This is a genomic window from Haloprofundus marisrubri (assembly GCF_001469955.1).
Taxonomy (GTDB): Archaea; Halobacteriota; Halobacteria; order Halobacteriales; family Haloferacaceae; genus Haloprofundus; species Haloprofundus marisrubri.
This window is the reverse complement of record NZ_LOPU01000013.1, coordinates 1-21,514: the sequence shown is the minus strand read 5'-3', so window position 1 is coordinate 21,514 and position 21,514 is coordinate 1. Positions and strand designations below refer to the sequence as shown.

Here is a 21,514-nt window from a genome sequence, read left to right as displayed (position 1 = left end):
TATCTCTCCGTTTACTGGCGACTAGCCCATGGGAGTCGCACGACACGGAACCGGACCGGTCGCGGCGCTTCGGGCGTTCGGGTCACAGGTACACCCGGTGTTCATGTTACCGCCGGTCGCCGCGTCGTGGTTCGGCAGCGTACTCGCCGGCGAGTTCTCGCCTGTCGTCGGCGCAGTCCACGCACTCGCCGTCTTCTTCGCCGTCTACACCGCCCACGTCAAGGACGGCTACGTCGACTTCCACCTCCGAGACGAGGACGACGACCATCCCCTCTCTGTCGGTGGCTGCCGTCTCGCGCTCGTCGGAGCGACAGTCGGGTTCGCAGGCTGTCTCGCCGCTCTCTGGGCGCTCGTCGACCCCGTCGCTGCCGCGGTGACGCTCCCCTGCTGGGTAATCGGCTACCTCCACGCCCCGCAGTTGGACATGCGAGCGGTGACGACGACGTTGGGCTATCCCACGGGTATCGCGTTGGCTATCTTGGGTGGGTACTACGTCCAGACCGAGACGTTCGCAGCGACGCCGCTGGCGTTTTCGCTCGTCTTTCTCGTGATACTCACGGGCGTGAAGATTATCGACGACTCGAAGGATTACGCGTACGACCGCTCTATCGGCAAACGGACCGTCGCAGTCGTTCTCGGCCGGCGTGACGCCCGCCGACTCGCGTACGCGTTTCTCGTTTCTGGACTCGGACTCGTCGTCGGGTTCGCATCCGGTGGCGTGTTCCCGGTCGGAACCGTCGCCGCGGCCATCGCGTTGGGTATCGTCGTCGCCGTCTCCGCGCGGACGACGGAACCGACGCTGGCGACGATGCTGCTTGTCCGCGGGTCGTACGTCTTCTTGGCGCTTCTCGTCGCGGCGGTGTGGTATCGGCCGTTCTCGTGAACACTAGGGACGTGAGAACGGACCGGGGCCACTCGCCGGCCGGTCAGTCCGCGATAGACGGTTCGTCGCCGAGTTGGACCTCTTCGTTGATGAGCGCGACGAGGTTCGTGTACGGGATGAACGCGATGAACTCCTCGTCAGCGGTGAAGATGTTGACGCCGTGCTTTCCGTGTTCGTAGTTCGCACACTCCATGTCGCCGTCGGGGAGGATGGCCCTAAACATATGCTAGCTGCCAACAAGGAGCTACTTCAAACGTCGGTCCGGGTGTCGTTCGGGAGCGACAGGTCGCTGGACCGCCCCACACGAGACGGCCAGCAGTACCTATATCTACACCACGGTGAGTAGAGTCTGTAAATGTATTTCACAGAGAACTTCACTTTCAGAAGCTGTTCTGGTGAGAACCGAGGGAGCAACGGTGTCGACGAAGACGGTTAGGGTCGTCGCGGTGCTCCTCGTCGTGATGGGTGTGGAGACGACGGTGTATCTGTGGCAGCTCAAGGAGTTGCAAGTCGGCGGGACCGACGTCGAGTATCTGGGAACCATCGCCGTCGTCTTCTTCGCGTGTTGGGTGGTGCTGTTCTCTGCGGTGCTGCTTCGAATCGCCGTGACGGGGAATCTGCGGTCCGTCAGAGCGTGAAACTCGGTCGGATATGTTGGTAAATCGTGTGAACGGAGAAACCACCAGACAGCATCGGGTTGCAACAGTCTGAAACGGTCTGAAACGGTCCGCGATAGACGGTCGATACGGTCGGCAAGCAGTTACTAACTCTGCGGTGAAATTCACGAAATACTGCTTAGCAGCTCGATAACTAACATCCTGAGTGTCCTCCGTGTTGATGTGAACGACCTAACTGGCTTCCAACGAGACCTGCTGTTCGTCTGTGCGGGACACGACCACCCCTCGGGACAGGACATCAAAGTCCACATCGAGGAGTACCTCGGCGGCGAGGTCAACAACGGTCGTCTGTACCCGAACCTCGACATCCTCGTCGAGTCGGGCCTCGTCGAGAAAGGGACGCTCGACCAGCGGACGAACTACTACGAACTGACCGAATCGGGCCGGCGCGCCATCCGACAGCGATGGTCGTGGGAGCGTCAACAGCACAACCGCGCGTCCGACGCGCGTAGCGACAACACGGTCGGCAGCAGCGCCGACTAACGACGGCTTCTGAACACCTTTTTCGCGCACCACAGTCGAGAGCGGAGCGTCGGTGTGGACGCTCGGTGGCTCTCGACAGGGACGCGAAACGTGGCTACGTCGCGGTATTCACGGCTATTCCGCCGTTTTCACGACTATTTTGCCGTACTCACGATTTTGATGACGTCGCCTTCTTCCAGTTCGTAGGAGTCGGAGATACGGCGTTTCGACTTGGCGTCGACGGCGTGAACGTAGCCGTCGCCGATGTCGGAGTGGACGGCGTACGCGAGGTCCAGCGGCGTCGACCCCTCCGGCACCAAGAAGGCGTCGGGGAGGACGTTCCCCTGTCCGTCGGTCCACTTCGACTCGTTCTGAACCGGATACGCCGTGAGGTGGTCGAGCAAGTCGTACACCGCTTCGTTTATCGCCTGCTGGACGCCGGTGCCGCCGTACTCCGCCATCACGTCACGAATCTGTTCGAGGCCCTTCCGCTGGGCGTCGTTTACGTCGCCAACGAGTTCAAAATCCTCGTCGCCGGGGTCGTAGTCGACGATACCGGCCTCGGCGGCGCGTCGAAGCGCGAGTTCGCCGTCCGCCGTCGCGGGGATGACGAGTTTGTCCGTCTCGCGCAGGCGTTCGACGTTCTCCTCGGGGGCGATGTCGACTTTGTTGGCGACGAGAACGATGGGTTTGGTTCGCGCGCGAACGTCACGCGCCAGCGCCTCACGATGCTCGTCGGTCCACTGCATCGGGTCCGACGGGTAGTCGAGTTCGCGCAGGCTGGCGGCGACTTCGTACTCCGACGCACCGAACCCCGTAAGTAGGTCCGCGAGGGCGTCGTCGATGTCGAACTCCGGCGAGCGGGATTTGCGCTCGACGGACTCCCAGTTTCGGTCGATGATGCCCGCGAGCCACTGGTCCATCTCCTCTTCGATGAAGTCCACCTCGTCGAGAGGGTCGTACGTGCCGACTTCGACGGGTTCGCCCTCCTCGTTGGTGCCGCCGGAGGCGTCGACGACGTTGACGATGACGTCGGCGTTCGTCAGTTCGTCGAGGAACTGATTTCCGAGGCCTTTGCCCTCGTGTGCGCCGGGGACCAACCCTGCAACGTCGAGCAGTTCGACGGGGACGTAGCGTTTGCCGTCCTCACAGTTGCCGCAGCGCTCGTCGCGTTCGAGACAGGGACACTCCGTCCGTGCGTACGTGACGCCGCGGTTGGCGTCGATGGTGGTAAAGGGATAGTTCGCCACGTCCACGTCGGCCATCGTGGCCGCGGTGTAGAACGTCGACTTGCCCGCGTTCGGCTTGCCCGCGAGCGCGATGGTGAGCATACTCACCATTCCGCAGTCGTGGGGAATTTCCTTTCGGTTACTGGAGACTCACTCGATTTCGCGCGTCATATCCGAACGGACGAGTTTCACTTCGCCGCGCGCGCGCATCGACCCGTCGACGGTCGCACCTTCGTGGACGACGAGGTCCGAACAGGAGACGTCGCCGAGAACGCGCGCGCCCTCGTCGACGCGGACCGTCCCGGTTCGAGTGGTCACGTCGCCATGCACTCGGGTTTCAGAGCCGACGAAAATGTCTTCGCGGGCGCGGAGGCTGCCGAAGATGTTGTTGCGTTGGCCGACTTGGATGGACTCCGCGCGGACGTTGCCGTGGAGGCGACAGTCGCTACCGATACGGGCGGGCGTGGAGACGCGCCACGCGTCGTCGGAGACGTGGCCGCCGCGCGGGACGACGAGCGGGTCGCGTTGGACGTCGCCGTCGGCCATCGCCGCCGCGAGTTCGTTGGCGGCGTCGCGTTCGCCGAGTTTCAAGAGTTGCGAGAGAACGATGAAGTAGAAGACGAGCGTCGGGACCGGGTTGCGGATGACAATCCAGCCGCTGGCTTCGAACCCCTCGTCTATCTCGACGTCGTCGCCGATGTCCAAATCGCCCGAGACCATCAGGCGGCCGCCGATGTGGACGCGTTCGCCGAGGTAAGCGTCGTCGCCGACGAGGACGTTGCCGGCGACGTCGCACCAGATATCGAGACGGCAGTCGCCGTCGGCTTCGATGTCGCCGCCGAAGGTGACGCGCTCGCCCGCCGCGAGGTTCCGGCCGCGGACGCCGAAGTCGACGGTGGCTTGGCTCCCGACGATGACGTCGCCGTCGGTGACCAAGTCGTGTTCCTCGACGGTCGTTCCGTCGGGGATGCGGAGTGCGTCGAGGGGGTCCTGACCGGGTGGCACAGTCCGCACCAAAACGTCAGGGATAATAAACCGTCCGCAAGACGCCCGTCCGACGACAGGCCACGTTTTTACGTCCCGGTGGCAAACGGCGGGTATGACTGTCCTCTCTTTCGACGAACAGGGCGTCGACGTCGTCTACGACGGAACCGAGTTCCGCCTCGAAAAACAGCTTATCGAGGACGCGACGCAGAAATCCTACCCGGACGTGACCGACCACGAGGTGCTGAAAATCGTCGAGAAACAGCCCGAACTGAACGGCGAAGCGCGCCGCATCGGCGATATTCTCGCCTGAACTGCTCGTTTAGCGCCCCTTTTTCAACGCCCGCAGACGCTGGCGAACACGTCGTCGTGCAGACGCGAGGAGACGTCGTCGGCGAGCGTCTGGAGGTTCACGGTGTCGTCACGGTTGTACGAGACGAGCGTATCGAGCGCCTCGTCGTCGCCGCGTTCGTACTCGCGCCACAGTCGAACCGCGTCACGGCCCGAGAGGTCCGGCCGGTCACGGTCGATGCCGAGGTCCTTCTCGATACGTTTGAGACCGCCGGAGAACCCGAGCGTTTTGCACGGGTACATCAAGTCGAGATGCGGGGCGTCGACGTCGATGTCGAACGACTCCTCTAAGAACGGCGCGTCGAAGCGGATGCCGTTGAACGAGACGAGAAGCGGCGCGTCCGCGAGGTGGTCTCGGAGTCTCTCCGCCGAGAGGTCTTGCCCGCGGACGAGCGTCGTCGTCTCGCCGTCGCGGTGGAGACTCACCGTCGTCACGTCGGCGTAGGAGGCGTCGAGGCCGGTCGTCTCGATGTCGAAGAAACACGCGTCGTCGCGGAAGTTCTCGTACAGTCGCCAGCGCGCGCTGCTTGGGAGGGCGGTATCGAAGTACTGCGAGTCGCCGGCATCGAGGCGCTCGGTCGCTTCGGCGATGAACGTCTCGATGCGGTCCGCAGTGGTTTCGCCGACGGCCGACCGCTCGAACTCGTCCCAGTGGGTGATACCCGACTCCCAGAGTTGGCGTTCGGTCTTCTCGCCGACGCCGCGAACGGGGATGAAACTGTTCTCGATTCGCACGTCCGTACGCCGGAGACGGGGAAACCTAAAGCCGTCGCACCGTCACGCGAGGCGGACGAACCGACGACCTAACTCGGTCGCCACCCTCTCTCGAACTATGTGTGGCCGCTACACGCTGTTCACCCCGCAACCCGAACTCGAAGACCGGTTCGACGTGACCGCCGAGCGCCCGCTGGAACCGCGATACAACTGCGCGCCCGGTCAAAACCTTCCGATTATCACGAACGACGCACCCGACAGTCTGCAGTTCGTCCAGTGGGGGTTCATCCCCACGTGGGCGGAGTCGCGTTCGAAGTCGTTCATCAACGCTCGCGCCGAGAGCGTCGCCGAGAAACGGAGTTTCAGCGACGCGTTCGAGCGGCGACGCTGTCTCGTTCCCGCCGACGGCTTCTACGAGTGGACCCCGCGCGAGAACGGCGACGGAAAGCAACCGTATCGGGTGGCCTTCGAAGACGACCGGCCGTTCGCCATGGCCGGCATCTGGGAACGGTGGACGCCCTCGGAAGCACAGACTGGACTCGGCGAGTTCACCGACGACGGTGGGGCGAGCGACCCCGACCCGATAGAGACGTTCGCTATCATCACGACGGAACCGAACGAAGTCGTCTCGCCGCTGCACGACCGGATGGCGGTAGTGCTCGCGCCGGAAGAAGAACACGAGTGGCTCACTGCCGACGCGGACGGGGCGTCGACGCTTCTGGACCCGTACCCCGAAGCCGAGATGCGGGCGTACCCGGTCTCGACGCAGGTGAACAGCCCCGCGAACGACTCGCCGGCGTTGGTCGAAGAAAAACAGTCGGTGTGAGAGGGAAACGGGAGAAGAGACGGCCAAGGTCGCTCAGTTCGACGCCGATTCCGAGTCAGCCTCGTGGTCGACGCGTTCCTGAACGCCGACCCAGTTAGTGACCATCCCCGTGTCGTCTTCGACCGGCAGCAGCGAGACCCGGTTCCGAAACGGAGTGCCGTCCTTTCGATAGTTCCACAGTTCGACCGTCACCGGTTCCCAGATATCGAGTGCCTCCCGGAGGTCGTCGACGGGCGACGATTCGGTCTCTGGTCCCTGAAGCAGTCGCGGATTCTCGCCGCGAAGTTCCGCCATCGAGTAGCCCGTCAGTTCTCGAAACGCCGAGTTCGCGTAGATAAGCGGGTTGTCCTGATACACCGGCCCCGAGAGCGTGAGGCCGAGGGAAACCGCGTCCAGTAGCCAGATGCGCCAGACGAGTCTGCGCTCGTGTTCGCCGAACGTCTCGTAGTCGTCGAGTTCGTCGGGGCCGTCGAACGCCTCGAACCCGTCCGACAGCGACTCACGTAGTCGCCCCTCGCCGAGGCCGTACTCGTCGTGGAGTTCGACCACGGCGGGTCGAAACGCTCGCTCGTCGAGACGCAAGCAGTCCATGATATTGCGTCGAAGGGACATTCTGTGCGCTTCCGAGTGACCGTAGGTAGATTCGAGAGAAACGTCTGTCGGCCTCCGAACCGTTGCAGACGCCGAACAGCGCAGTTCAGCGCACCTCGTCCGACTGAACGGAGAGCGGTATTTTCGAGCTCTGAAACTCGAAGGGAGACCACCAATTAGGTATAGCGACATGTGGTTTGTCTGTTCGGTGACGGACGAAGTTCCGAACTCGAACCCGGTTGGTCGCTCGGAATCGGTGAACTCGGCGTTCGAGCGATACCAACGTCTCGGGGGAGTCAGAGTTCGATAGCTCAGCGATGGGTCTTCGGTGTCGATGTCTATGGGTCGTACAGTCGAGCGAACTCCGGTTGGACGAATATCGGTGAGGCATGGTCGATGTCTACTGGTCGTTCGGCAGTGAGAGACTCGCGGTACCTGTCGGTCGAAATTTCGATACAGCTAGATAACCAGATGTTTGCATAGGTTTCTGAAAATCTATCTAGCAGGATATCCGGATGGCTATTCAAAGCAGTGTCCAACAAGAGTAGACGAGAACTCCAGCAACGTCTCGGATGACTGGCTTCCGCTCTTATCTACGACTCACAGTATCGAGTAGATGTTCGACTCGTACGTCTCTCGGACTTGCCCGCCCCAGTTGTGGGTGTACGTATCGATGATGTCGGTGGCGACGTCGCCGCGGAGATATTTGACGATACCCCGGTCACCCGTCCGGTCGCGGAGATGCGTGGTGAAGAAGTGTCGGAAGTAGTGCGGCGTAACGTTCTCGGTGGCACCGCCGCCGGAGCGATACCATCCCACCTCGCTCGCGTAGGTCGTGACGATATTGTGGACGGCGTTCGGGGTGAGTCGTTCACCCCACCCTTCGCTGGTCCCGACGAACAGTGGGTCGGCCGGTGAGACTGAATCGGGCCGAATCGCCAGCCACGATTTTAGGAGCTGTGAGAGTTCGTCGTCTATCGGAATCACGGTGTCGCGTTTCCGTTTGTTCGATGCCGACCGAACGTCGCCGTTGTGCTGTTCGCCGACGGTGGGGTTCGAGGAGACGAAAAGCGAGTTCGGGCGGGCATCCAGTTGGGGTCGACCGCCGAGGTCGTACGCGTTCGAGAGTTCTGCGTCGTCGAGCGAGAGGTCCTGAAGGTCGAGATTACAGAGTTCGCCGACACGAATCCCGGTTTTCAGAAACGTACCGACGAGCGCTCGGTGCAGCGGGTGGCGAACGTCGGCGACGAACGCCCGCATCGTCGGGACGTCGATGTCGCGACGAGTCGGGTCCTTCTCGATGGACTCGTCCATCTCCTCGGTGACGAGCGTCATCGGATTCGAGTCGAAGACGCCAACCTGCGTCATGTAGCCGTAGAAACGGTGGAGGTAGGCCGCGTAGATGGCGACCGTACTCGACGCGACGGTGCCGCGAAGCGAGTGGACCCACGCCATGCAGTCGCGATGGGTTGCGTCGGCGGGAACGACCGACCGGCCGGCCGGATTCACGTCGGGGTCAGCGAGAAACGACTCGAACCGACGGAGCACTCGTTCGTACTCGGTTCGTGTTCGTTCCGACTTACCGTGGTACACCATGTCTTGGAGGAAGTAGCCGATAGGGTCGTCGGTTGCTTCGCTCTCACTCACTGTCGGTCACCACGTATCCACCCTCGCGCCCGTTGTACCGAATCCGGTTCGCCGACTGCAACGAGTCGAGCGTCTCTTCGAGTCGACTCTCGAAGTCACCCGAGAGCGCCTCGACCAGTTGGTCCCACGACATGACCCCTCGTCGATGGAGCACTTCTTGGACCCTGCCTTCGAGGGCGTTACCCCCGGGGTTCGAGGGCTCAACAGGGGCCTCCGGTTTTTCGTCTTCACCTTCCAAATCGAAGCCTCGTCGTCCCGCCTGTACCATCGTCCGAACGAACTCACTTTGTGTCATCCCGAGTTCGTCGGCGTGGTCGGCCCACTGTTGTTTCTGGTAGGTCGGCACGTACGTCTTCACCGACGACCGAGAGGTGTCCGGTTCGCTCACGGTTTGGCGTCGAACTGCGGTCACAAGAGTGTATCCCTACACACGAATCTTAGCTCACTAAGATGTTCTTCTAGACCCGCATTCAGCCGGCGCTGTTACATGACAGATTGAATTATAGCTCTAGTGTTGGCCATTCTAGTCCCACATTTCAATCTATACAACAAGACAGTGGAGTGACTCTCACGACAGTCGCTCGGGAGAGTAGAGAATCTTCTCGAGATATCGGAGTGGTTCTCGGCCCGGTCGACGGTACGAAAGTAAAATCGGGTCGTGAAAAAGTTGCTTTTCGGGGGTTACACGCGAATCGCCGTCTCGGGTGAAACTTCCGAGAGCAGCGATTTGACTCGGTCGACGGCACTCTCTCGTTCGGCGTCGTTCTCCATCAACACCGTTTCACTCGGGAAGAGGTGGTCGCCGAGAACGAGGCCGTGTTCGCGTGCCGTCGACCCCGTCATGGTGAGGTAGACCCCGAGTCCAGTGTTGGCGATAGCGGCTTCCTCTTCGCTCTCGTCTTCGGGGTAGCGGAACTCGACGTCTTCGATGGCGTCGGTTCCGAGTACCGCTTCGACGAGTCGTTCGTATCGCGGGGAGATACAGAGCGGGCCCTCGTAGTCGGTAACGAACGAGCGGTCGAGGGTCGCTCCGGCCGGCAGTATCTCCGGTTTCGCCATCAGTGTGTGGTAGACGGTGTCGCCGAGACCGGTGACGACGCGAACGTCGGACTCCATCGGGTCGATGCGGGCGTTGATGTCGCCGAGACTACCGACGCCGTCGGGTTCGAGGCTGACGACTTCCTCCAGTACGAGGTCCGCACTGTCGAATCCAAGTGCGAACTCGTGGGTTCGCAGCGCCCGGAACGGTTCCTCTCGGCCGACGAGTTGGACGTCGACGCCGTCGAGAGAGAGCGTCACGCTGTCGAAGACGATTCGTCGCGGCAGTCCGTCCCGGCCGTCACGAAGTAGCGTGTACTCGGGGCGGTTCGGGTCCGAGAGGTCGCTGTACTCGGTGAGTCGTTCGTACACCGTCCGGTCGTCGGTGGTGTTGCCTTTCGTGACCGACTTCTCGTATCGAAGCGTCGAGGAGATGTCGTCGGCGACCGAATGCGAATGCGAATGCGTGCCCGCCACGGTTGCAAATCGTTCGAGTACCGCTTCGAGCGGGCGTCCCTTCCGTGGGACGGCGACGGACACGGTCTGTGTCATTGTCCGCTGAGAAGGGGCGGTGTCGTAAACCGATTACGTTTCGGGAGATTCTTTAAAACCGTGGCGATTCGACCGACGAGCGTTACTGTTCGCCGCCGAAGACGCTGCTCAGACGGTCTCGGAACGCGTCGAGCGCTTCGAGTTCTTCCTCTATCGCGTCGAGTTCGGCCTCCAGTTCCGCACGTTCGTCCGCGCTGAGTTCTTCGACGGTGACGATACGTTCGTCGAGGTCAGCGAGGTCACTTCGGACGTCACCCATCTCGTCGTCCAGCGAGTCGACGCCGGCGGCGACGTCTTCGACCCGGTCGTCGACACCGTCGAGACGACTCGATACCTCGTCGACTCGGCTGTCGACAGTTTTCGTCGTTTCGTTCAAGTCGGCGGCTTCGTCGCGCAGCGAAGCGATGTCGTCTTCGAGGTCGTCGGTCGTCGTCGAGAGAGAATCGAGTTCCGACCGGAGTTCGGTGACGAGTTCGTCGGCGGTGCCGTTCTCGTCGAGAAACGTTTCGAGCGCGTCGGAGTACGCTTCGAGGTCGTCCATCTGCGACTGGAGGCGGCGAATCCGGACGTCGACGCTCCGTGGAAGGCCGAAGTCGAGTTCCTCACGGAGGAGGTCGAGGTCCTCGTCGGCGACCTCACCCGCTCGGATTTCGGCGGCAAGCGCCGATGCGATACCAGTCTGTGGAGTCGGTGCGGGAGCGACTGAATCTGCCGGTGGCACTTCGGATTCAGGTTCGGATTCGGCTTTCGGTTCGGGTTCGGCTTGGGCCTCGGGTTCGGATTCGCCGTCGTCGGGAACGTGACTGTCCGACACGTCGTCGAACTGCGTGCCGAACGGTTCGGCGTCCGACGAGCGAGGAACGACCGCTGCGGTGAGGTTCGCCGACAGTGAACGCGGAGCCGGAGTCTCTGTCTCCTCTGGGTTGTCTTCGGCCGATGAATCGAGGTCATCGTCTTCTCCAGCCGCTTCTTCGGACTCAGAGAGCGGGTCTTCGAGCGCCAAGGGTTCGGGTACGTCGGTGTCGTCTTCGTCCGATGTCTCCGGGTCGCTCACTTCCGAAACGTCCTCACTGGTGTCTTCGTCGAGAGGGTCGTCGGCCAGCGGGTCGTCGAGTTCGAGCGGGTCCGGCACGTCCGTTTCCTCGGCGTCCGACTCCGCCGGTTCGACGGGGACAGCGTCGACAGCGAGCGGGTCGTCGGCATCCAGTCCGGGCAGTTCGGTCGCCTCGTCGGCGAGGGCGTTCCGCACGGCACGGGAACTGTCGTCGCCCACGACGGACTCGACGGAGTCGCCGCCGTCGCCGGGGACGATGGTCTCCAGCATCGGGTCGGTGAGAAACGCCGAGGAGTCCTCGTCCTCTTCGATACGGACGCCGTAGACGGTCAGGACTTCCTCGGACGGGTCGAGCGTTCGTTCGTATTCGACGAACTGGTCCTCGTAGGCAGTCCAGTTCGCGCTCTCGTAGTCGGGGTGAAAGCCCACGCGGTCCATCGAGAACGACTCCGGGATGTCGTCGGAGAGACGAACGTCGACGACGTCGTCTCGCTCGGACTGAATCACGAACTTGACGGCAGGAACGGGGAACTCGTCGGCCGCGAACGTCTTTTCGACGGTCACTCCACCCGCCGAGGCTGTCACCGTTTCACCGTGGTCTGACTCTTGGCTCATATACCGGGTAATTCAGGAGATAGTACATAAAACAACCGGCGAAAATGCTGGTACGAACGACAGTTTGGAGAATCGAACAAGGAGAGCGTGATGTCGAACCGGAGATACGAGCGGAACGAAAAGCGTGTGCGAAGTCGAAAGACGAGAAGAAAAGCGGTGACCTCAGAGGTCGACGCGGTCACCGATAGAGACGATACTCAGTGCCCGTGGGTACTCGTAGCTAGCGGCGTGTTTGTGCAGCGACGTCGGGTCGGCGGTCATCCCGCGCCACATATCCCAGTGACTCGGCAGCAGGCGGTCGAACTGGAGGCTGCTAGCCGCGTCGATAATCTCGTTTTCGGTGCTGTACCACTTCGTGCGGACCATCTCGCCGGTCTCCTTGTTCGGGATGTTGCCGATGGACCCGAACGCGAGGATGCCGAGGTCGATGTCGTACTTCTCGCCGATGTCGTCGAAGGCGTCGCTCGGTTTCGTGTCGCCGCCGTGGAAGATGGTGCCCGCGTCGTGTTCGATGACGTAGCTCACCGGGTGGGTCGCGTCGGCGTCGGCGGCGAGTTCGACGTGGACGGTGAACTCGCCAACCTCGAACGTGTCGCCCTCGGTGACTTCGGTGAACTGGTCGTCGCTGACGTCCCAGACGCTCGTCCAGTTTTCGTCCTCGTGAGCGACAGCGAGCGAGTCGTCCGGTGCGTAGAACTGCGCGCCCGTTTCTTCGAGAATCGGGGCCTGACTCGGGCCGTGGACGTGGTCGGTGTGTTCGTGGGTGGCGAGAATCGCGTCCGCTTCCTCGATGTCTTCGGGGTCGAACGGGATGGGAATCATCCGGACCGTCCGCGGTGGGTCACCGACACCGACGTACGGGTCGATGAGCAGCGTCGTGCCGCGATTTCCTTTGACGACGAAGCCGTTACAACCGAGATACCAGACGGCGACAGTCTCGGGTTCGGCCGCTGCGACGGCGCGCGGCAGCCAGTCACCCCAGTCACTACCAGTCATACTCCCACCATCGACGGGAGACGGACTAAGTGTTGTGGACTGCTCTCAGAGCGGTTCGTCGCCGTCGATAATTCGCATCGCTCGGTCGGCGAGTGCGGGAACCTGTGTCTCCATCTGTGGGTACAGGTCGTCGTCGGAGTTACCTTCGAGGTAGCGTCGGAAGAACATCTCGCCGAGCGCTGCGAGTTTGTACACTGCTAGTGTTCGATAGAAGCGGTCGTGTTCGTACTCGAATCCGGTCACCTCCTCCCACCGCGAGACGAGTTCGCGGCGGGTCGAGTAGTCGGGATGTTCCATGAACGTCGTCGTCAGGTCTGGAACCGCGGGTTCAGGGTCGTCGTCGCGCCAGTACGAGAGCATCCACCCCAAATCCGTCCGCGGGTCGCCGAGCGTCGACAGTTCCCAGTCGAAGACGGCGCTGATTTCGGGCGGCGTTCCGGGGGCGTACATCACGTTGTCGAGTTTGTAGTCGCCGTGGACGAGCGTGTGCGGGTACTCCTCGGGGACGTTGTCGGTGAGCCACGACATCACGTCGTACAACACGGGGACTTCGCGCTCCTCGGTCGTCCGCGAGAACGCCCACGTCAACTGCTCGGACCACCGCTTGACTTGCCGCTCGGTGAACCCGTCGGGGTAGCCGAACTCGTCGAGGCCCACTGCGTCGACGTCGACGGCGTGAATCGTCGACAGCGTGTCGACGAGTTGGGTTCCGATTCGCTCGCGGTGGTCGGGAGTGGCGAACCGCTCGGGTTCGGACTCTCGAAACACGTCGCCGTCGACGCGGTCCATCACGTAGAAGTCGCTGCCGAGAACGTCGTGGTCGTCGCAGGCGAGGACGGTGTTCGCAAGGGGGACATCAGTTTCCTGTAGTGCGTCCATAACCTCGTACTCCCGAAGGACGTCGTGGGCGCTGGATGCCGTCTCCCCCGGTGGCGGGCGGCGAATCACGAGTTCGCGGTCGTCCCACGTGACGAACAGCGTCTCGTTGGAGTGACCCTCCTGGTGGTGGTCGACAGCGTACGCTTCGTCGTCGACGGGACCGAGTTCCGCGGAGAGATACTCGCGGAGGCGTTCGGGGTCGACGAGGCGGGTGAAGTAGTCGCCCTCGCGTGTCATGCGTGTACACGCGCACCGGAGGCATGAATAACTGTGTGTCGGGGTGAGACGAGAGGAGGAATTTCGCCCGGATTGGAGGGAGTTCGTGCTCGAATCCGAACCACGAACGAGCAGAATTCGTCCGTGTCGCCACACATGAATCATATATCGATATATCAAATTGCGTGCTGTGGCCGAGAGTCGAGAACCGAGTCATTCTGAGCGTATTCGTCCGTCAGCGGACCCGTGTCGACGAATCGCAGAAAAGATTTGTTGGGCGACGGACGACGACAGGCATGAACCGCCGTGCCCTCCTCAGTTCGGTCGGCTTTCTCGGCGCGTCGAGCCTCGCAGGGTGTCTCGACCGCTTCCCGCTTTCGAGGTCGACGACGCTCGGCAGACTCACCGTCAGCAACCACGACGGCGACGCCGGCCACTCGTTCGGCCTTCGAGTCGTGCGTGACGGCGAAGTGGTCCACGAGTCGTCGCACGCTGTCGACCGGATGGAAGGCGACCAGATACCGGGTTCGGTTGCTGACTGCACGTGGAATCCCGTCGCCGGGCGGTACGTCGTCTCCGCCCGCGTCGACGAGGGGGACTGGAACGAGTTCGACCTCCTGAAGCAAGTCGAAAAGTCACCCGACTGCGTCGTTGCCTCGGTACACTACGAACCCGGCCCGAACACCGACCAACCGGTGTACGTTCTCGTTCGGGCCGACTGTGACCGCTACGCCGGAGCAGTCGGCTACTGTCGGACGAACGGGTCGAACAACAGCGAACGAGAGTGAGCGAAGAGTCGAAGCAGCACTCGCATCGGTACAGAGTTATCCGAGCGAATGGCGTGTTGGTCGCCGTGTCAGTATTGCGCAGACTATGCAAACCGTTTTGGACGTTCGTCGCGTAGCGTAGGTGTCCGATGGCCAACTCGATGGGTGAGATGCTCCGACAGGATATGCAGTGTGAGGGGCTGCTGGAGTGTTTCCACGACCTCAAGGAGATAGATAAAGACGTCTTCCAACTGCTGAACGACCGCGCGGACCCCCTCACGGTCGACGAAATCGCCGAGGAAATCGACCGCGAACGGTCGACGGCGTACCGCTCGGTCCAGCGGTTGCTGCAGGCGGGGTTCCTCCAGAAGGAACAAGTGAACTACGAACAGGGCGGCTACTACCACGTCTACCGCCCACGCAGCGCCGACGAAATCGCACAGGAGATGCAGCGGATGCTCAACGACTGGTACGCGAAGATGGGGCAACTCATCGGCGAGTTCGACCAGAAGTACGCCGAGAGTCCGCCGCGTTCGCCACCGGTCGAGAACTGATTGTCCGGTTTCGTTCGGCCTCGCTCGCTCCGGTAGCCTGCGGTTCAACTATCGGTAGCCACGTTTAGTGGCTACGACACGGCCTCGCGAGTTGACGAAGCGAGCGATACGTCAAAAATGGAGACGAACCACTGGAGAGTGCGACCGTTCAAGTATCAGGTGCAGGACGTGACACTATGACGTTCGTTGATGGACTGCGGCGCTGGAGCGGGGCGCTCTCGCTGTTCGGACTCTGTCTCGTCTACCTCTCCCTCCAACGGGAGACGCTCACCGGAATTGCCACCGAAGGACTGACAGCCATCGACACGCTCTACGAACTCTCGCTCGTAGTGATGTTGCTGATTACGCTTGGGATGACCGTCTACGAGGTACGGCGAACGGTGACGGATGCGGACTAGATTCGGACAGTGTTGCGAGAGTGTGTCGACAGCCCCTTTCTTGTCCGTCGACCCCGAAGACGCGTCGTGACCGACCGACTCGACTCGCTCGCCGCCGAACTCCGTGACGCCGACAGCGTCGTCGCGCTCACCGGTGCGGGAATCAGCGTTCCTTCGGGTATCCCACCGTTCCGCGGCGACGGCGGCATCTGGGGCGACCAGTTCGACCCCGCAGCGTTCCACATCTCGCGGTTCGAACGCGACCCCGCCGGCTTCTGGACCGACCGCCTCGAACTCCACGACGCGATGCGCCCGTCGGGAATCGAACCGAACATCGCCCACGACGCGCTGGCGACGCTCGAACGCGAAGGGGTACTGGACGCCGTCGTCACGCAGAACACCGACGGCCTGCACGCCGAGGCCGGAACCCAGCGCCTCGTCGAACTCCACGGCAGCGCCGAGCGTGTCGTCTGTCGTCGATGCGGTGAGCAGGAAACTGCGGGGCCGGTACGCGAACGCGTCCGCGACGGCGAGACCCCACCGCACTGCGACTGTGGCGGCGTTTGGAAACCCGATGTGGTGCTGTTTGGCGAGCAGTTGGGCAGAGAGACGCTGGCCGATGCACGCGAACTGGCCGAGGAGAGCGACGCGTTCTTGGCTATCGGGTCGTCGCTACAGGTCGAACCCGCGGCGTCGCTGCCGCGGACCGCGGCGCGAGACGGGACGCTCGCCGTCGTCAACCTCGACAAAACGGGGAGTGACGGAGTCGCCGACTACGTCTTTCGAGCCGATGTGACCGAACTGCTTCCGCGACTGCTCGAACGCGTCGTCGATTGACGAACTGCCTCGTGTATCACGTTTATTACTCCAGCACACCTCGTCGGTTCCATGGTAACTGACAGGTTCAGCGTCGCTGGACAGACCGCTATCGTCACCGGAGCATCCAGCGGTATCGGGAAGGCTATCGCCGAGGAGTTCGCCGCCGACGGCGCGAACGTCGTCGTCTGCTCGCGCGACCACGACAACGTCGAACCGGTGGCCGCGGAAATCCGCGAGACGGGCGCGAACGCGCTGGCCGTCGAGTGCGACGTGACCGACCGCGAGGCCGTCGAAGCGCTCGTCGAAGCCACCGTCGAGGAGTTCGGCGGCGTCGACACGCTCGTCAACAACGCGGGCGCGTCGTTCATGGCTTCCTTCGAGGACATCTCGCCGAACGGCTGGGGCACTATCGTCGACATCAACCTCACCGGGACGTTCCACTGCACGCAAGTCGCCGGGGAGCACATGCGCGAGAACGGCGGCGGCAGCGTCGTCAACCTCTCCAGCGTCGCCGGCCAGCAAGGGTCACCGTACATGAGCCACTACGGCGCGGCCAAGGCTGGAATCATCAACCTCACCACCTCGCTGGCGTACGAGTGGGCCGGCCACGACGTCCGCGTCAACTGCATCGCGCCCGGATTCGTCGCCACGCCGGGCGTCGAGACGCAGATGGGCGTCTCCGGCGACGACATCGAACGAAGCGAGGTGAAACGACGCATCGGCGTCAGCGAGGAAATTGCGGACATTGCACAATTTTTGGCTGCGCCCGCGTCGTCGTACGTCGTCGGCGAAACCATCACCGCCCAAGGCGTCCCGCAGGTGATGGAGTCGCCGGACGTCTAACTCAAATCTCGAACGAAGCCGACGACTTCGAGTCGTACTCACTCGCTCGTTTTCTCGTCGGCCCGGTCGCGTTCTCGGGCCTCCATGTCGCGGTCGGCGGGGTCGCCGTACCCGCCACCGCCCGGGGTCCGCACGGTGACGGTCGTTCCCGCCGGAATCTCGCGCGTCGTCTTCGCCGGAACCGACTCGTCGCCGACGAGGTTCTCGCCGACAGCGCCCGGCCCCCCGCCGGCGACGCCAGCGGGTGCGGTCCGACGGCGTTCGGTGAGAAGCGAAACCGTCGAATCGACGTCGACGGTGACCGCACGTTCGACACCGAGGCCGCCACGGAACTCGCCGTCGCCGCCGCTATCTTGCCGAAAGGCGTACCGTTCGACGCGCAGCGGATACTCGGCTTCCATCGCCTCGACGGGCGTGTTGAGCGTGTTCGTCATCCCGACTTGAACGCCGTCCATCCCGTCTTTGGTCGGGCGCGCGCCGAATCCGCCGGCAATCGTCTCGTAGTAGGTGAACCCACCAGCGTCCCGATTGCCGATGATGAGGTTGTTCATCGTTCCCTGTCCCTGTGCGGGGATGCGGTCGGGGGCGGCGTCGGCGAGCGCAGTCAGGACGGTGTCGGTGACGCGCTGACTCGTCTCGACGTTGCCGCCGACGACGGCCGCTGGAGGAACGGGGTTGAGAAGCGACCCTTCGGGCGCGGAGACCGAAATCGGGTCGTAACAGCCCTGGTTCGGTGGGATATCGGGGTCGGTCACCGCGCGAACGACGAAGTAAACTGCACTTTTTGCGACCGCCAAGGGCGCGTTGACGTTGCCCGCGACCTGGTCGGCGGTACCCGCGAAGTCGACGCGGACTTCCGCCCCACTGATTTCGACTTCGACTTCGATAGGAACGTCGTCGTCGGTGACGCCATCGCCTTCCATCGCGTCGGTCGCGCGGTAGGTTCCGTCGGGCAATTCGGCGAGTTCGGACGTGATACGCTGGCGAGAGTAGTCGATGACCGCGTCGAACGCCGCGAGGAGTTGCGTTCTCCCGTGTTCGCTCACGAGGTCCGCGACACGGGACTGCGCGCGGTCGTTGGCAGCGATTTGCGCGCGGAAGTCCGCGCGGCGCTCGCTCGGACTGCGGACGTTTGCGAGCAGCACGTTCATCACGTCGTCGACCACCTCGCCCCCCGAGACGAGTCGGACGGGCGGGAGGCGGAGTCCCTCTTGGAAGATTTCGCGTGCGCCTGCGGGCATGCTGCCGGGTGTCATCCCGCCCACGTCGGCGTGGTGCGCGCGAGAGACGGCGTATCCCAGAATCTCGTCGTCGACGGCGACGGGTGAGACCATCGTCACGTCCGGCAGGTGGGTACCGCCCTCGAACGGGTCGTTGAGGACGAACACGTCGCCCGGTTTGGGGTCTCTGTCGAGGATGGCCGCGACGGAGGCGGGCATCGCGCCGAGGTGGACCGGGATGTGTTCGGCTTGGGCGACGAGGCGGCCCTCGGCGTCGAACAGCGCCGTCGAGCAGTCGCGGCGTTCCTTGATGTTCGGCGAGTACGACGAGGTGATGAGCACTTGCCCCATCTCCTCGGCGACACCCTCCAACTGGTTGCGGACGATTTCGAGCGTCACCGCGTCGATTTCGGCGTCGGCGTTCGGGTCGTCGCTCACCGGCGCTCACCTCCTTTGGTGAGGACCACAGTGCCATCGGCGTCGACTTCCCCCGACCACTCCGGCGGGACGACGGCGGTGCTCTCGTTCTGTTCGAGAATCGCCGGTCCCTCGAAGGTCGCCCCCGGAGCGAACGCCTCGCGGTCGTACACCGCCGTCTCGTGGAACTCGCCGTCGCCGTCGAATCCGAAGAACGCCTCACGCGTTCCGCGACTCGGGTCGTCGGTCGCCTCGTACGTCACGTCGAGGGAGTCGCGTTCGACCGTCGCCGTCGACCGGAGGTTGACGAGTTCGACGGGGTCCGAGAGCGTGTAGCCGTACGTCTCCTCGTGAGCGGCGGTGAACCGCTCTGCGACCGCCTCGGCGTCGAACTCGTCATCGACAGGAACCGAGAGTTCGAAACTCTGACCGGCGTAGCGCAGGTCGGCGACGCGACCGACGCTGGCCTCCTCGGACTTTTCGACGTCCGCAAGCACGTCCGCTCGAAGGTCGTCGTAGGCGGCTTCGACCCGGTCGAGGTCGATTTCCGAAAGCGGCGTTCGCACGGTTCTGACGGAGTCGTGTTTCTCGTCGGCGGCGAGGAGACCGTACGCCGAGAGCACGCCGCAGGCGCGCGGGACGACGACGGTTTCGACGCCCAGGTCGTCGGCGAGAGCGGCGGCGTGCATCGGCCCCGCACCGCCGAAAGCGACGAGGGCGAACTGCCGCGGGTCGTGGCCGCGTTCGACGGTGATAGTGCGAATCGCGCGCGTCATGTTCGCGTTGGCGACGCGGTAGACGCCCTGCGCGGCAGTGAGAGCGTCGTCGAGGCCCGCCTCGTCGGCGAGTTCGGAGAGCACGTCGTGGGCGGCGTCGACGTCGAGCGAGAGTTCGCCACCCAAGGCGGTGTCGCCGCCGATGTAGCCGAGAACGACGTTCGCGTCCGTCACAGTAGGCTTCTCGCCGCCGCGACCGTACGATGCCGGTCCGGGGTTCGCACCCGAGGACTCGGGGCCGACGCGGAGTGCGCCGCCGGCGTCGACCCACGCGACGCTTCCGCCGCCCGCACCGACGGTGTGGACGTCGACCATCGGTACGCGGATGGGGTGGCCGTTGATTTCGGCGTCTGTCGTTCGTTCCACCTCGCCGTCTCGGACGAGGCTCACGTCGCTGGAGGTGCCGCCCATGTCGAAGGTGACGAGGCCGCGAAGCGACTCGGAGGCTTGGACGGTTGCGCCCGCGCCGACGACACCCGCCGCCGGCCCCGAAAGCGCGGTCGTCACCGCGTGTTCTCTGACCGTTTTCGCTGAGGCGATGCCGCCGTTCGACTGCATGATGCGCGGCGTCGGGACGCCTGCGTCGCCCGCGCGCTCTTCGAGACGACCGACGTAGGCGTCGATGGCCGGGGTGACGTACGCGTCGACGGCAGTGGTAGAGGTTCGCTCGTACTCGCGGAACTCCGCGAGCACTTCGTGTGACGCCGAGACGGGCACGTCGAGTTCTTCACGGAGCGCGTCGGCGACGGCCTGCTCGTTCTCCGGGTGGGCGTACGCGTGGAGCAGCGAGACGGCGACGCTCTCGGCTTCGGCGGCCGCGATGTCACCGGCGAGAGTCCGAAGTTCGTCGGCGTCGACGGGGCGTTCGATTCCCTCGGTCGTCGCACGCTCGTCGACCTCGAACCGGCGGCGACGGGGGACGAGTGGTTCCGGCAGGTCGGCGTCGAGGTCGTAGAGACTCGGCCGATTTTGGCGTCTGATTTCGAGCACGTCGCGGAAGCCCTCCGTCGTGACGAGCGCTGTCTTCGCACCGTCGCGTTCGAGCAGTGCGTTGACCGAGACGGTCATCGCGTGCGAGAACGCGTCGAGGTCTGCGGGGTCGAGGTCGGCCTCCGAACAGGCTTTCTCGATTCCTTCCATCACGCCGACGCTCTGGTCGTCGGTACTGGGGACTTTCGCGGTGACGAGCGACCCGTCGTCGGTCAGGAGAACGACGTCGGTGAACGTGCCGCCCACGTCGACGCCGACGTGCGAGGCCACTCAGCGCACCTCCGGAGACAGCGAGACGATTGGCATGTCCGAGGTGTGCCGCTACGGGGGCAAGTAGTATTCCGTTCCGGAACGCGACTCGGCGTTTTCTGCTACTTGGTCGACCACGAGACATTTATGCGACCGCTGTGAGCGCGGTGGTGTGAAGCGAAGAGCCCTCCTCGTCGCCGCTGCGGTCGGACTCGGTGGTTGTACCGCTCCGAACGATTCCGGCGATGCCAGCGGAGCGACGAACGAGACGGAGCGTTCGGGTACGTCCAGCGTGACGACTGACGACCCGACCGAGACTTCCGAACCACCGGAACCGCCCGAAGTCGGGGTCGCTCCCGAAGACGCCGACTGCCCGCCGGTGGGCGACTCCGTGGGGCGCATCGTCTGCTATCCCGAAGTGACTCCGGACGAGTCACCGCTGTCGCTCGTGTCCTCTACAGACAGCGCGTCGCTGCCGGCAGCGATGGTCGAGTTCACGCTCTCGAACCGGACGGAAGTGGCGTTCGAGACGAACTACTACGACTGGGGACTGTGGAAACGCGTCGATAGCGAGTGGTTCCATATCGCGCCGCGCGTCGTCCAAGAACCGCTGATGTATCTCGAAGCGGGCGACAGTCACACGTGGACGCTCAGGGTCGACAACACGGAACTGAGCGAAGCCGAGCACAGGTTCACCAGCAGCGAATCGGAGATATCACAGGCCGGACTCGGTGCCGGTGAGTACGCTTTCGAGACGAAAGGGGAGTTTTCCGGGCACCGGGAGACGG

The 21,514-nt window shown here is 63.4% G+C and carries 23 protein-coding genes and 1 pseudogene; 11 read left to right on the top strand and 13 right to left on the bottom strand.

Features of this window, described 5'->3' with window-relative positions:
• The first annotated feature begins 28 nt into the window (after positions 1 to 28).
• Positions 29 to 883, top strand: coding sequence for a UbiA family prenyltransferase (locus AUR64_RS02585; RefSeq protein WP_058580395.1), 855 nt, complete (start codon positions 29 to 31; stop codon positions 881 to 883).
• 43 nt (positions 884 to 926) lie between these two features.
• Here the strand turns inward: AUR64_RS02585 and AUR64_RS02580 are convergent, their stop codons facing one another.
• Positions 927 to 1,106 carry a hypothetical protein gene (locus tag AUR64_RS02580; RefSeq protein WP_058580394.1) on the bottom strand — a complete coding sequence of 60 codons (180 nt, stop codon included), beginning with the start codon at positions 1,104 to 1,106 and terminating at the stop codon, positions 927 to 929.
• A 193-nt stretch (positions 1,107 to 1,299) separates the two neighbouring features.
• Between AUR64_RS02580 and AUR64_RS02575 the strand changes: the two genes are divergently transcribed.
• Positions 1,300 to 1,521, top strand: coding sequence for a hypothetical protein (locus AUR64_RS02575; RefSeq protein WP_155120485.1), 222 nt, complete (start codon positions 1,300 to 1,302; stop codon positions 1,519 to 1,521).
• A 201-nt stretch (positions 1,522 to 1,722) separates the two neighbouring features.
• A complete protein-coding gene (locus AUR64_RS02570; protein WP_058580392.1) occupies positions 1,723 to 2,043 on the top strand; it encodes a PadR family transcriptional regulator in 321 nt (106 codons plus the stop codon).
• A 134-nt stretch (positions 2,044 to 2,177) separates the two neighbouring features.
• Here AUR64_RS02570 and AUR64_RS02565 read toward each other — a convergent pair whose 3' ends face one another.
• Positions 2,178 to 3,353 carry a redox-regulated ATPase YchF gene (locus AUR64_RS02565; RefSeq protein ID WP_058580463.1) on the bottom strand — a complete coding sequence of 392 codons (1,176 nt, stop codon included), beginning with the start codon at positions 3,351 to 3,353 and terminating at the stop codon, positions 2,178 to 2,180.
• A 48-nt stretch (positions 3,354 to 3,401) separates the two neighbouring features.
• Positions 3,402 to 4,256, bottom strand: coding sequence for a polymer-forming cytoskeletal protein (locus tag AUR64_RS02560; protein WP_155120483.1), 855 nt, complete (start codon positions 4,254 to 4,256; stop codon positions 3,402 to 3,404).
• A 94-nt stretch (positions 4,257 to 4,350) separates the two neighbouring features.
• Between AUR64_RS02560 and AUR64_RS02555 the strand changes: the two genes are divergently transcribed.
• Positions 4,351 to 4,548 (top strand): DUF5800 family protein, encoded by a 198-nt coding sequence (locus AUR64_RS02555; RefSeq protein ID WP_058580390.1) that lies wholly within the window; start codon positions 4,351 to 4,353, stop codon positions 4,546 to 4,548.
• 23 nt (positions 4,549 to 4,571) lie between these two features.
• Here the strand turns inward: AUR64_RS02555 and AUR64_RS02550 are convergent, their stop codons facing one another.
• On the bottom strand, positions 4,572 to 5,321 hold the full coding sequence (locus AUR64_RS02550; RefSeq protein WP_058580389.1) for a ribonuclease H-like domain-containing protein: 750 nt from the start codon (positions 5,319 to 5,321) through the stop codon (positions 4,572 to 4,574).
• A 97-nt stretch (positions 5,322 to 5,418) separates the two neighbouring features.
• On the opposite strand from AUR64_RS02550, the gene AUR64_RS02545 reads away from it, so the two are divergent.
• Positions 5,419 to 6,126, top strand: a complete 708-nt coding sequence (locus AUR64_RS02545) for an SOS response-associated peptidase (protein WP_058580388.1) — start codon at positions 5,419 to 5,421, stop codon at positions 6,124 to 6,126.
• Between the two features lie 33 nt (positions 6,127 to 6,159).
• Here AUR64_RS02545 and AUR64_RS02540 read toward each other — a convergent pair whose 3' ends face one another.
• The 7 genes from AUR64_RS02540 to AUR64_RS02510 all read right to left on the bottom strand — a co-directional run bounded on the left by AUR64_RS02540 (position 6,160) and on the right by AUR64_RS02510 (position 13,735).
• Positions 6,160 to 6,717 (bottom strand): PAS domain-containing protein, encoded by a 558-nt coding sequence (locus AUR64_RS02540; RefSeq protein ID WP_205628363.1) that lies wholly within the window; start codon positions 6,715 to 6,717, stop codon positions 6,160 to 6,162.
• Between the two features lie 600 nt (positions 6,718 to 7,317).
• Entirely contained in the window at positions 7,318 to 8,313 is a 996-nt protein-coding gene (locus AUR64_RS02535) for a tyrosine-type recombinase/integrase (protein WP_155120489.1), read from the bottom strand.
• Between the two features lie 43 nt (positions 8,314 to 8,356).
• Complete coding sequence (locus AUR64_RS02530) at positions 8,357 to 8,752, bottom strand: DUF5805 domain-containing protein (protein WP_058580462.1); 396 nt, start codon at positions 8,750 to 8,752, stop codon at positions 8,357 to 8,359.
• A gap of 293 nt (positions 8,753 to 9,045) precedes the next feature.
• Positions 9,046 to 9,954 carry a hypothetical protein gene (locus AUR64_RS02525; protein ID WP_058580385.1) on the bottom strand — a complete coding sequence of 303 codons (909 nt, stop codon included), beginning with the start codon at positions 9,952 to 9,954 and terminating at the stop codon, positions 9,046 to 9,048.
• Positions 9,955 to 10,036: 82 nt separating this feature from the next.
• Positions 10,037 to 11,623, bottom strand: coding sequence for a hypothetical protein (locus AUR64_RS02520; protein ID WP_058580384.1), 1,587 nt, complete (start codon positions 11,621 to 11,623; stop codon positions 10,037 to 10,039).
• Positions 11,624 to 11,785: 162 nt separating this feature from the next.
• Positions 11,786 to 12,619 carry an MBL fold metallo-hydrolase gene (locus tag AUR64_RS02515; protein ID WP_058580383.1) on the bottom strand — a complete coding sequence of 278 codons (834 nt, stop codon included), beginning with the start codon at positions 12,617 to 12,619 and terminating at the stop codon, positions 11,786 to 11,788.
• Positions 12,620 to 12,664: 45 nt separating this feature from the next.
• On the bottom strand, positions 12,665 to 13,735 hold the full coding sequence (locus AUR64_RS02510) for a phosphotransferase family protein (RefSeq protein ID WP_058580382.1): 1,071 nt from the start codon (positions 13,733 to 13,735) through the stop codon (positions 12,665 to 12,667).
• A gap of 275 nt (positions 13,736 to 14,010) precedes the next feature.
• Here AUR64_RS02510 and AUR64_RS02505 point away from each other — a divergent pair, with 275 nt between their 5' ends.
• The 5 genes from AUR64_RS02505 (at position 14,011) to AUR64_RS02485 (ending at position 17,074) form a co-directional block, all read left to right on the top strand.
• Positions 14,011 to 14,502 carry a hypothetical protein gene (locus AUR64_RS02505; RefSeq protein WP_058580381.1) on the top strand — a complete coding sequence of 164 codons (492 nt, stop codon included), beginning with the start codon at positions 14,011 to 14,013 and terminating at the stop codon, positions 14,500 to 14,502.
• Between the two features lie 128 nt (positions 14,503 to 14,630).
• Positions 14,631 to 15,035 carry a helix-turn-helix domain-containing protein gene (locus AUR64_RS02500; protein ID WP_058580380.1) on the top strand — a complete coding sequence of 135 codons (405 nt, stop codon included), beginning with the start codon at positions 14,631 to 14,633 and terminating at the stop codon, positions 15,033 to 15,035.
• 176 nt (positions 15,036 to 15,211) lie between these two features.
• A complete protein-coding gene (locus tag AUR64_RS02495; protein WP_058580379.1) occupies positions 15,212 to 15,433 on the top strand; it encodes a hypothetical protein in 222 nt (73 codons plus the stop codon).
• 66 nt (positions 15,434 to 15,499) lie between these two features.
• Positions 15,500 to 16,249 carry an SIR2 family NAD-dependent protein deacylase gene (locus AUR64_RS02490; RefSeq protein ID WP_058580378.1) on the top strand — a complete coding sequence of 250 codons (750 nt, stop codon included), beginning with the start codon at positions 15,500 to 15,502 and terminating at the stop codon, positions 16,247 to 16,249.
• Positions 16,250 to 16,300: 51 nt separating this feature from the next.
• On the top strand, positions 16,301 to 17,074 hold the full coding sequence (locus AUR64_RS02485) for an SDR family NAD(P)-dependent oxidoreductase (protein WP_058580377.1): 774 nt from the start codon (positions 16,301 to 16,303) through the stop codon (positions 17,072 to 17,074).
• 38 nt (positions 17,075 to 17,112) lie between these two features.
• Here the strand turns inward: AUR64_RS02485 and AUR64_RS02480 are convergent, their stop codons facing one another.
• Positions 17,113 to 18,732 carry a hydantoinase B/oxoprolinase family protein gene (locus AUR64_RS02480; RefSeq protein ID WP_058580376.1) on the bottom strand — a complete coding sequence of 540 codons (1,620 nt, stop codon included), beginning with the start codon at positions 18,730 to 18,732 and terminating at the stop codon, positions 17,113 to 17,115.
• Entirely contained in the window at positions 18,729 to 20,747 is a 2,019-nt protein-coding gene (locus AUR64_RS02475) for a hydantoinase/oxoprolinase family protein (protein WP_058580375.1), read from the bottom strand. Before AUR64_RS02475 ends, AUR64_RS02480 begins: the two co-directional genes overlap by 4 nt.
• Positions 20,748 to 20,898: 151 nt before the next feature.
• On the opposite strand from AUR64_RS02475, the pseudogene AUR64_RS02470 reads away from it, so the two are divergent.
• A pseudogene (locus tag AUR64_RS02470) lies at positions 20,899 to 21,514 on the top strand (hypothetical protein); the annotation flags it as partial.

Excerpts from the sequence above, each read along its gene's own strand:
- AUR64_RS02485 (WP_058580377.1), top strand. The coding sequence starts at position 16,301 with ATGGTAACTGACAGGTTCAGCGTCGCTGGACAGACCGCTATCGTCACC.
- AUR64_RS02545 (WP_058580388.1), top strand. The coding sequence starts at position 5,419 with ATGTGTGGCCGCTACACGCTGTTCACCCCGCAACCCGAACTCGAAGAC.
- AUR64_RS02520 (WP_058580384.1), bottom strand. The coding sequence starts at position 11,623 with ATGAGCCAAGAGTCAGACCACGGTGAAACGGTGACAGCCTCGGCGGGT.
- AUR64_RS02495 (WP_058580379.1), top strand. The coding sequence starts at position 15,212 with ATGACGTTCGTTGATGGACTGCGGCGCTGGAGCGGGGCGCTCTCGCTG.
- AUR64_RS02505 (WP_058580381.1), top strand. The coding sequence starts at position 14,011 with ATGAACCGCCGTGCCCTCCTCAGTTCGGTCGGCTTTCTCGGCGCGTCG.
- AUR64_RS02535 (WP_155120489.1), bottom strand. The coding sequence starts at position 8,313 with ATGGTGTACCACGGTAAGTCGGAACGAACACGAACCGAGTACGAACGA.
- AUR64_RS02510 (WP_058580382.1), bottom strand. The coding sequence starts at position 13,735 with ATGACACGCGAGGGCGACTACTTCACCCGCCTCGTCGACCCCGAACGC.
- AUR64_RS02585 (WP_058580395.1), top strand. The coding sequence starts at position 29 with ATGGGAGTCGCACGACACGGAACCGGACCGGTCGCGGCGCTTCGGGCG.
- AUR64_RS02555 (WP_058580390.1), top strand. The coding sequence starts at position 4,351 with ATGACTGTCCTCTCTTTCGACGAACAGGGCGTCGACGTCGTCTACGAC.
- AUR64_RS02540 (WP_205628363.1), bottom strand. The coding sequence starts at position 6,717 with ATGGACTGCTTGCGTCTCGACGAGCGAGCGTTTCGACCCGCCGTGGTC.
- AUR64_RS02565 (WP_058580463.1), bottom strand. The coding sequence starts at position 3,353 with ATGCTCACCATCGCGCTCGCGGGCAAGCCGAACGCGGGCAAGTCGACG.
- AUR64_RS02515 (WP_058580383.1), bottom strand. The coding sequence starts at position 12,619 with ATGACTGGTAGTGACTGGGGTGACTGGCTGCCGCGCGCCGTCGCAGCG.
- AUR64_RS02500 (WP_058580380.1), top strand. The coding sequence starts at position 14,631 with ATGGCCAACTCGATGGGTGAGATGCTCCGACAGGATATGCAGTGTGAG.
- AUR64_RS02525 (WP_058580385.1), bottom strand. The coding sequence starts at position 9,954 with ATGACACAGACCGTGTCCGTCGCCGTCCCACGGAAGGGACGCCCGCTC.
- AUR64_RS02580 (WP_058580394.1), bottom strand. The coding sequence starts at position 1,106 with ATGTTTAGGGCCATCCTCCCCGACGGCGACATGGAGTGTGCGAACTAC.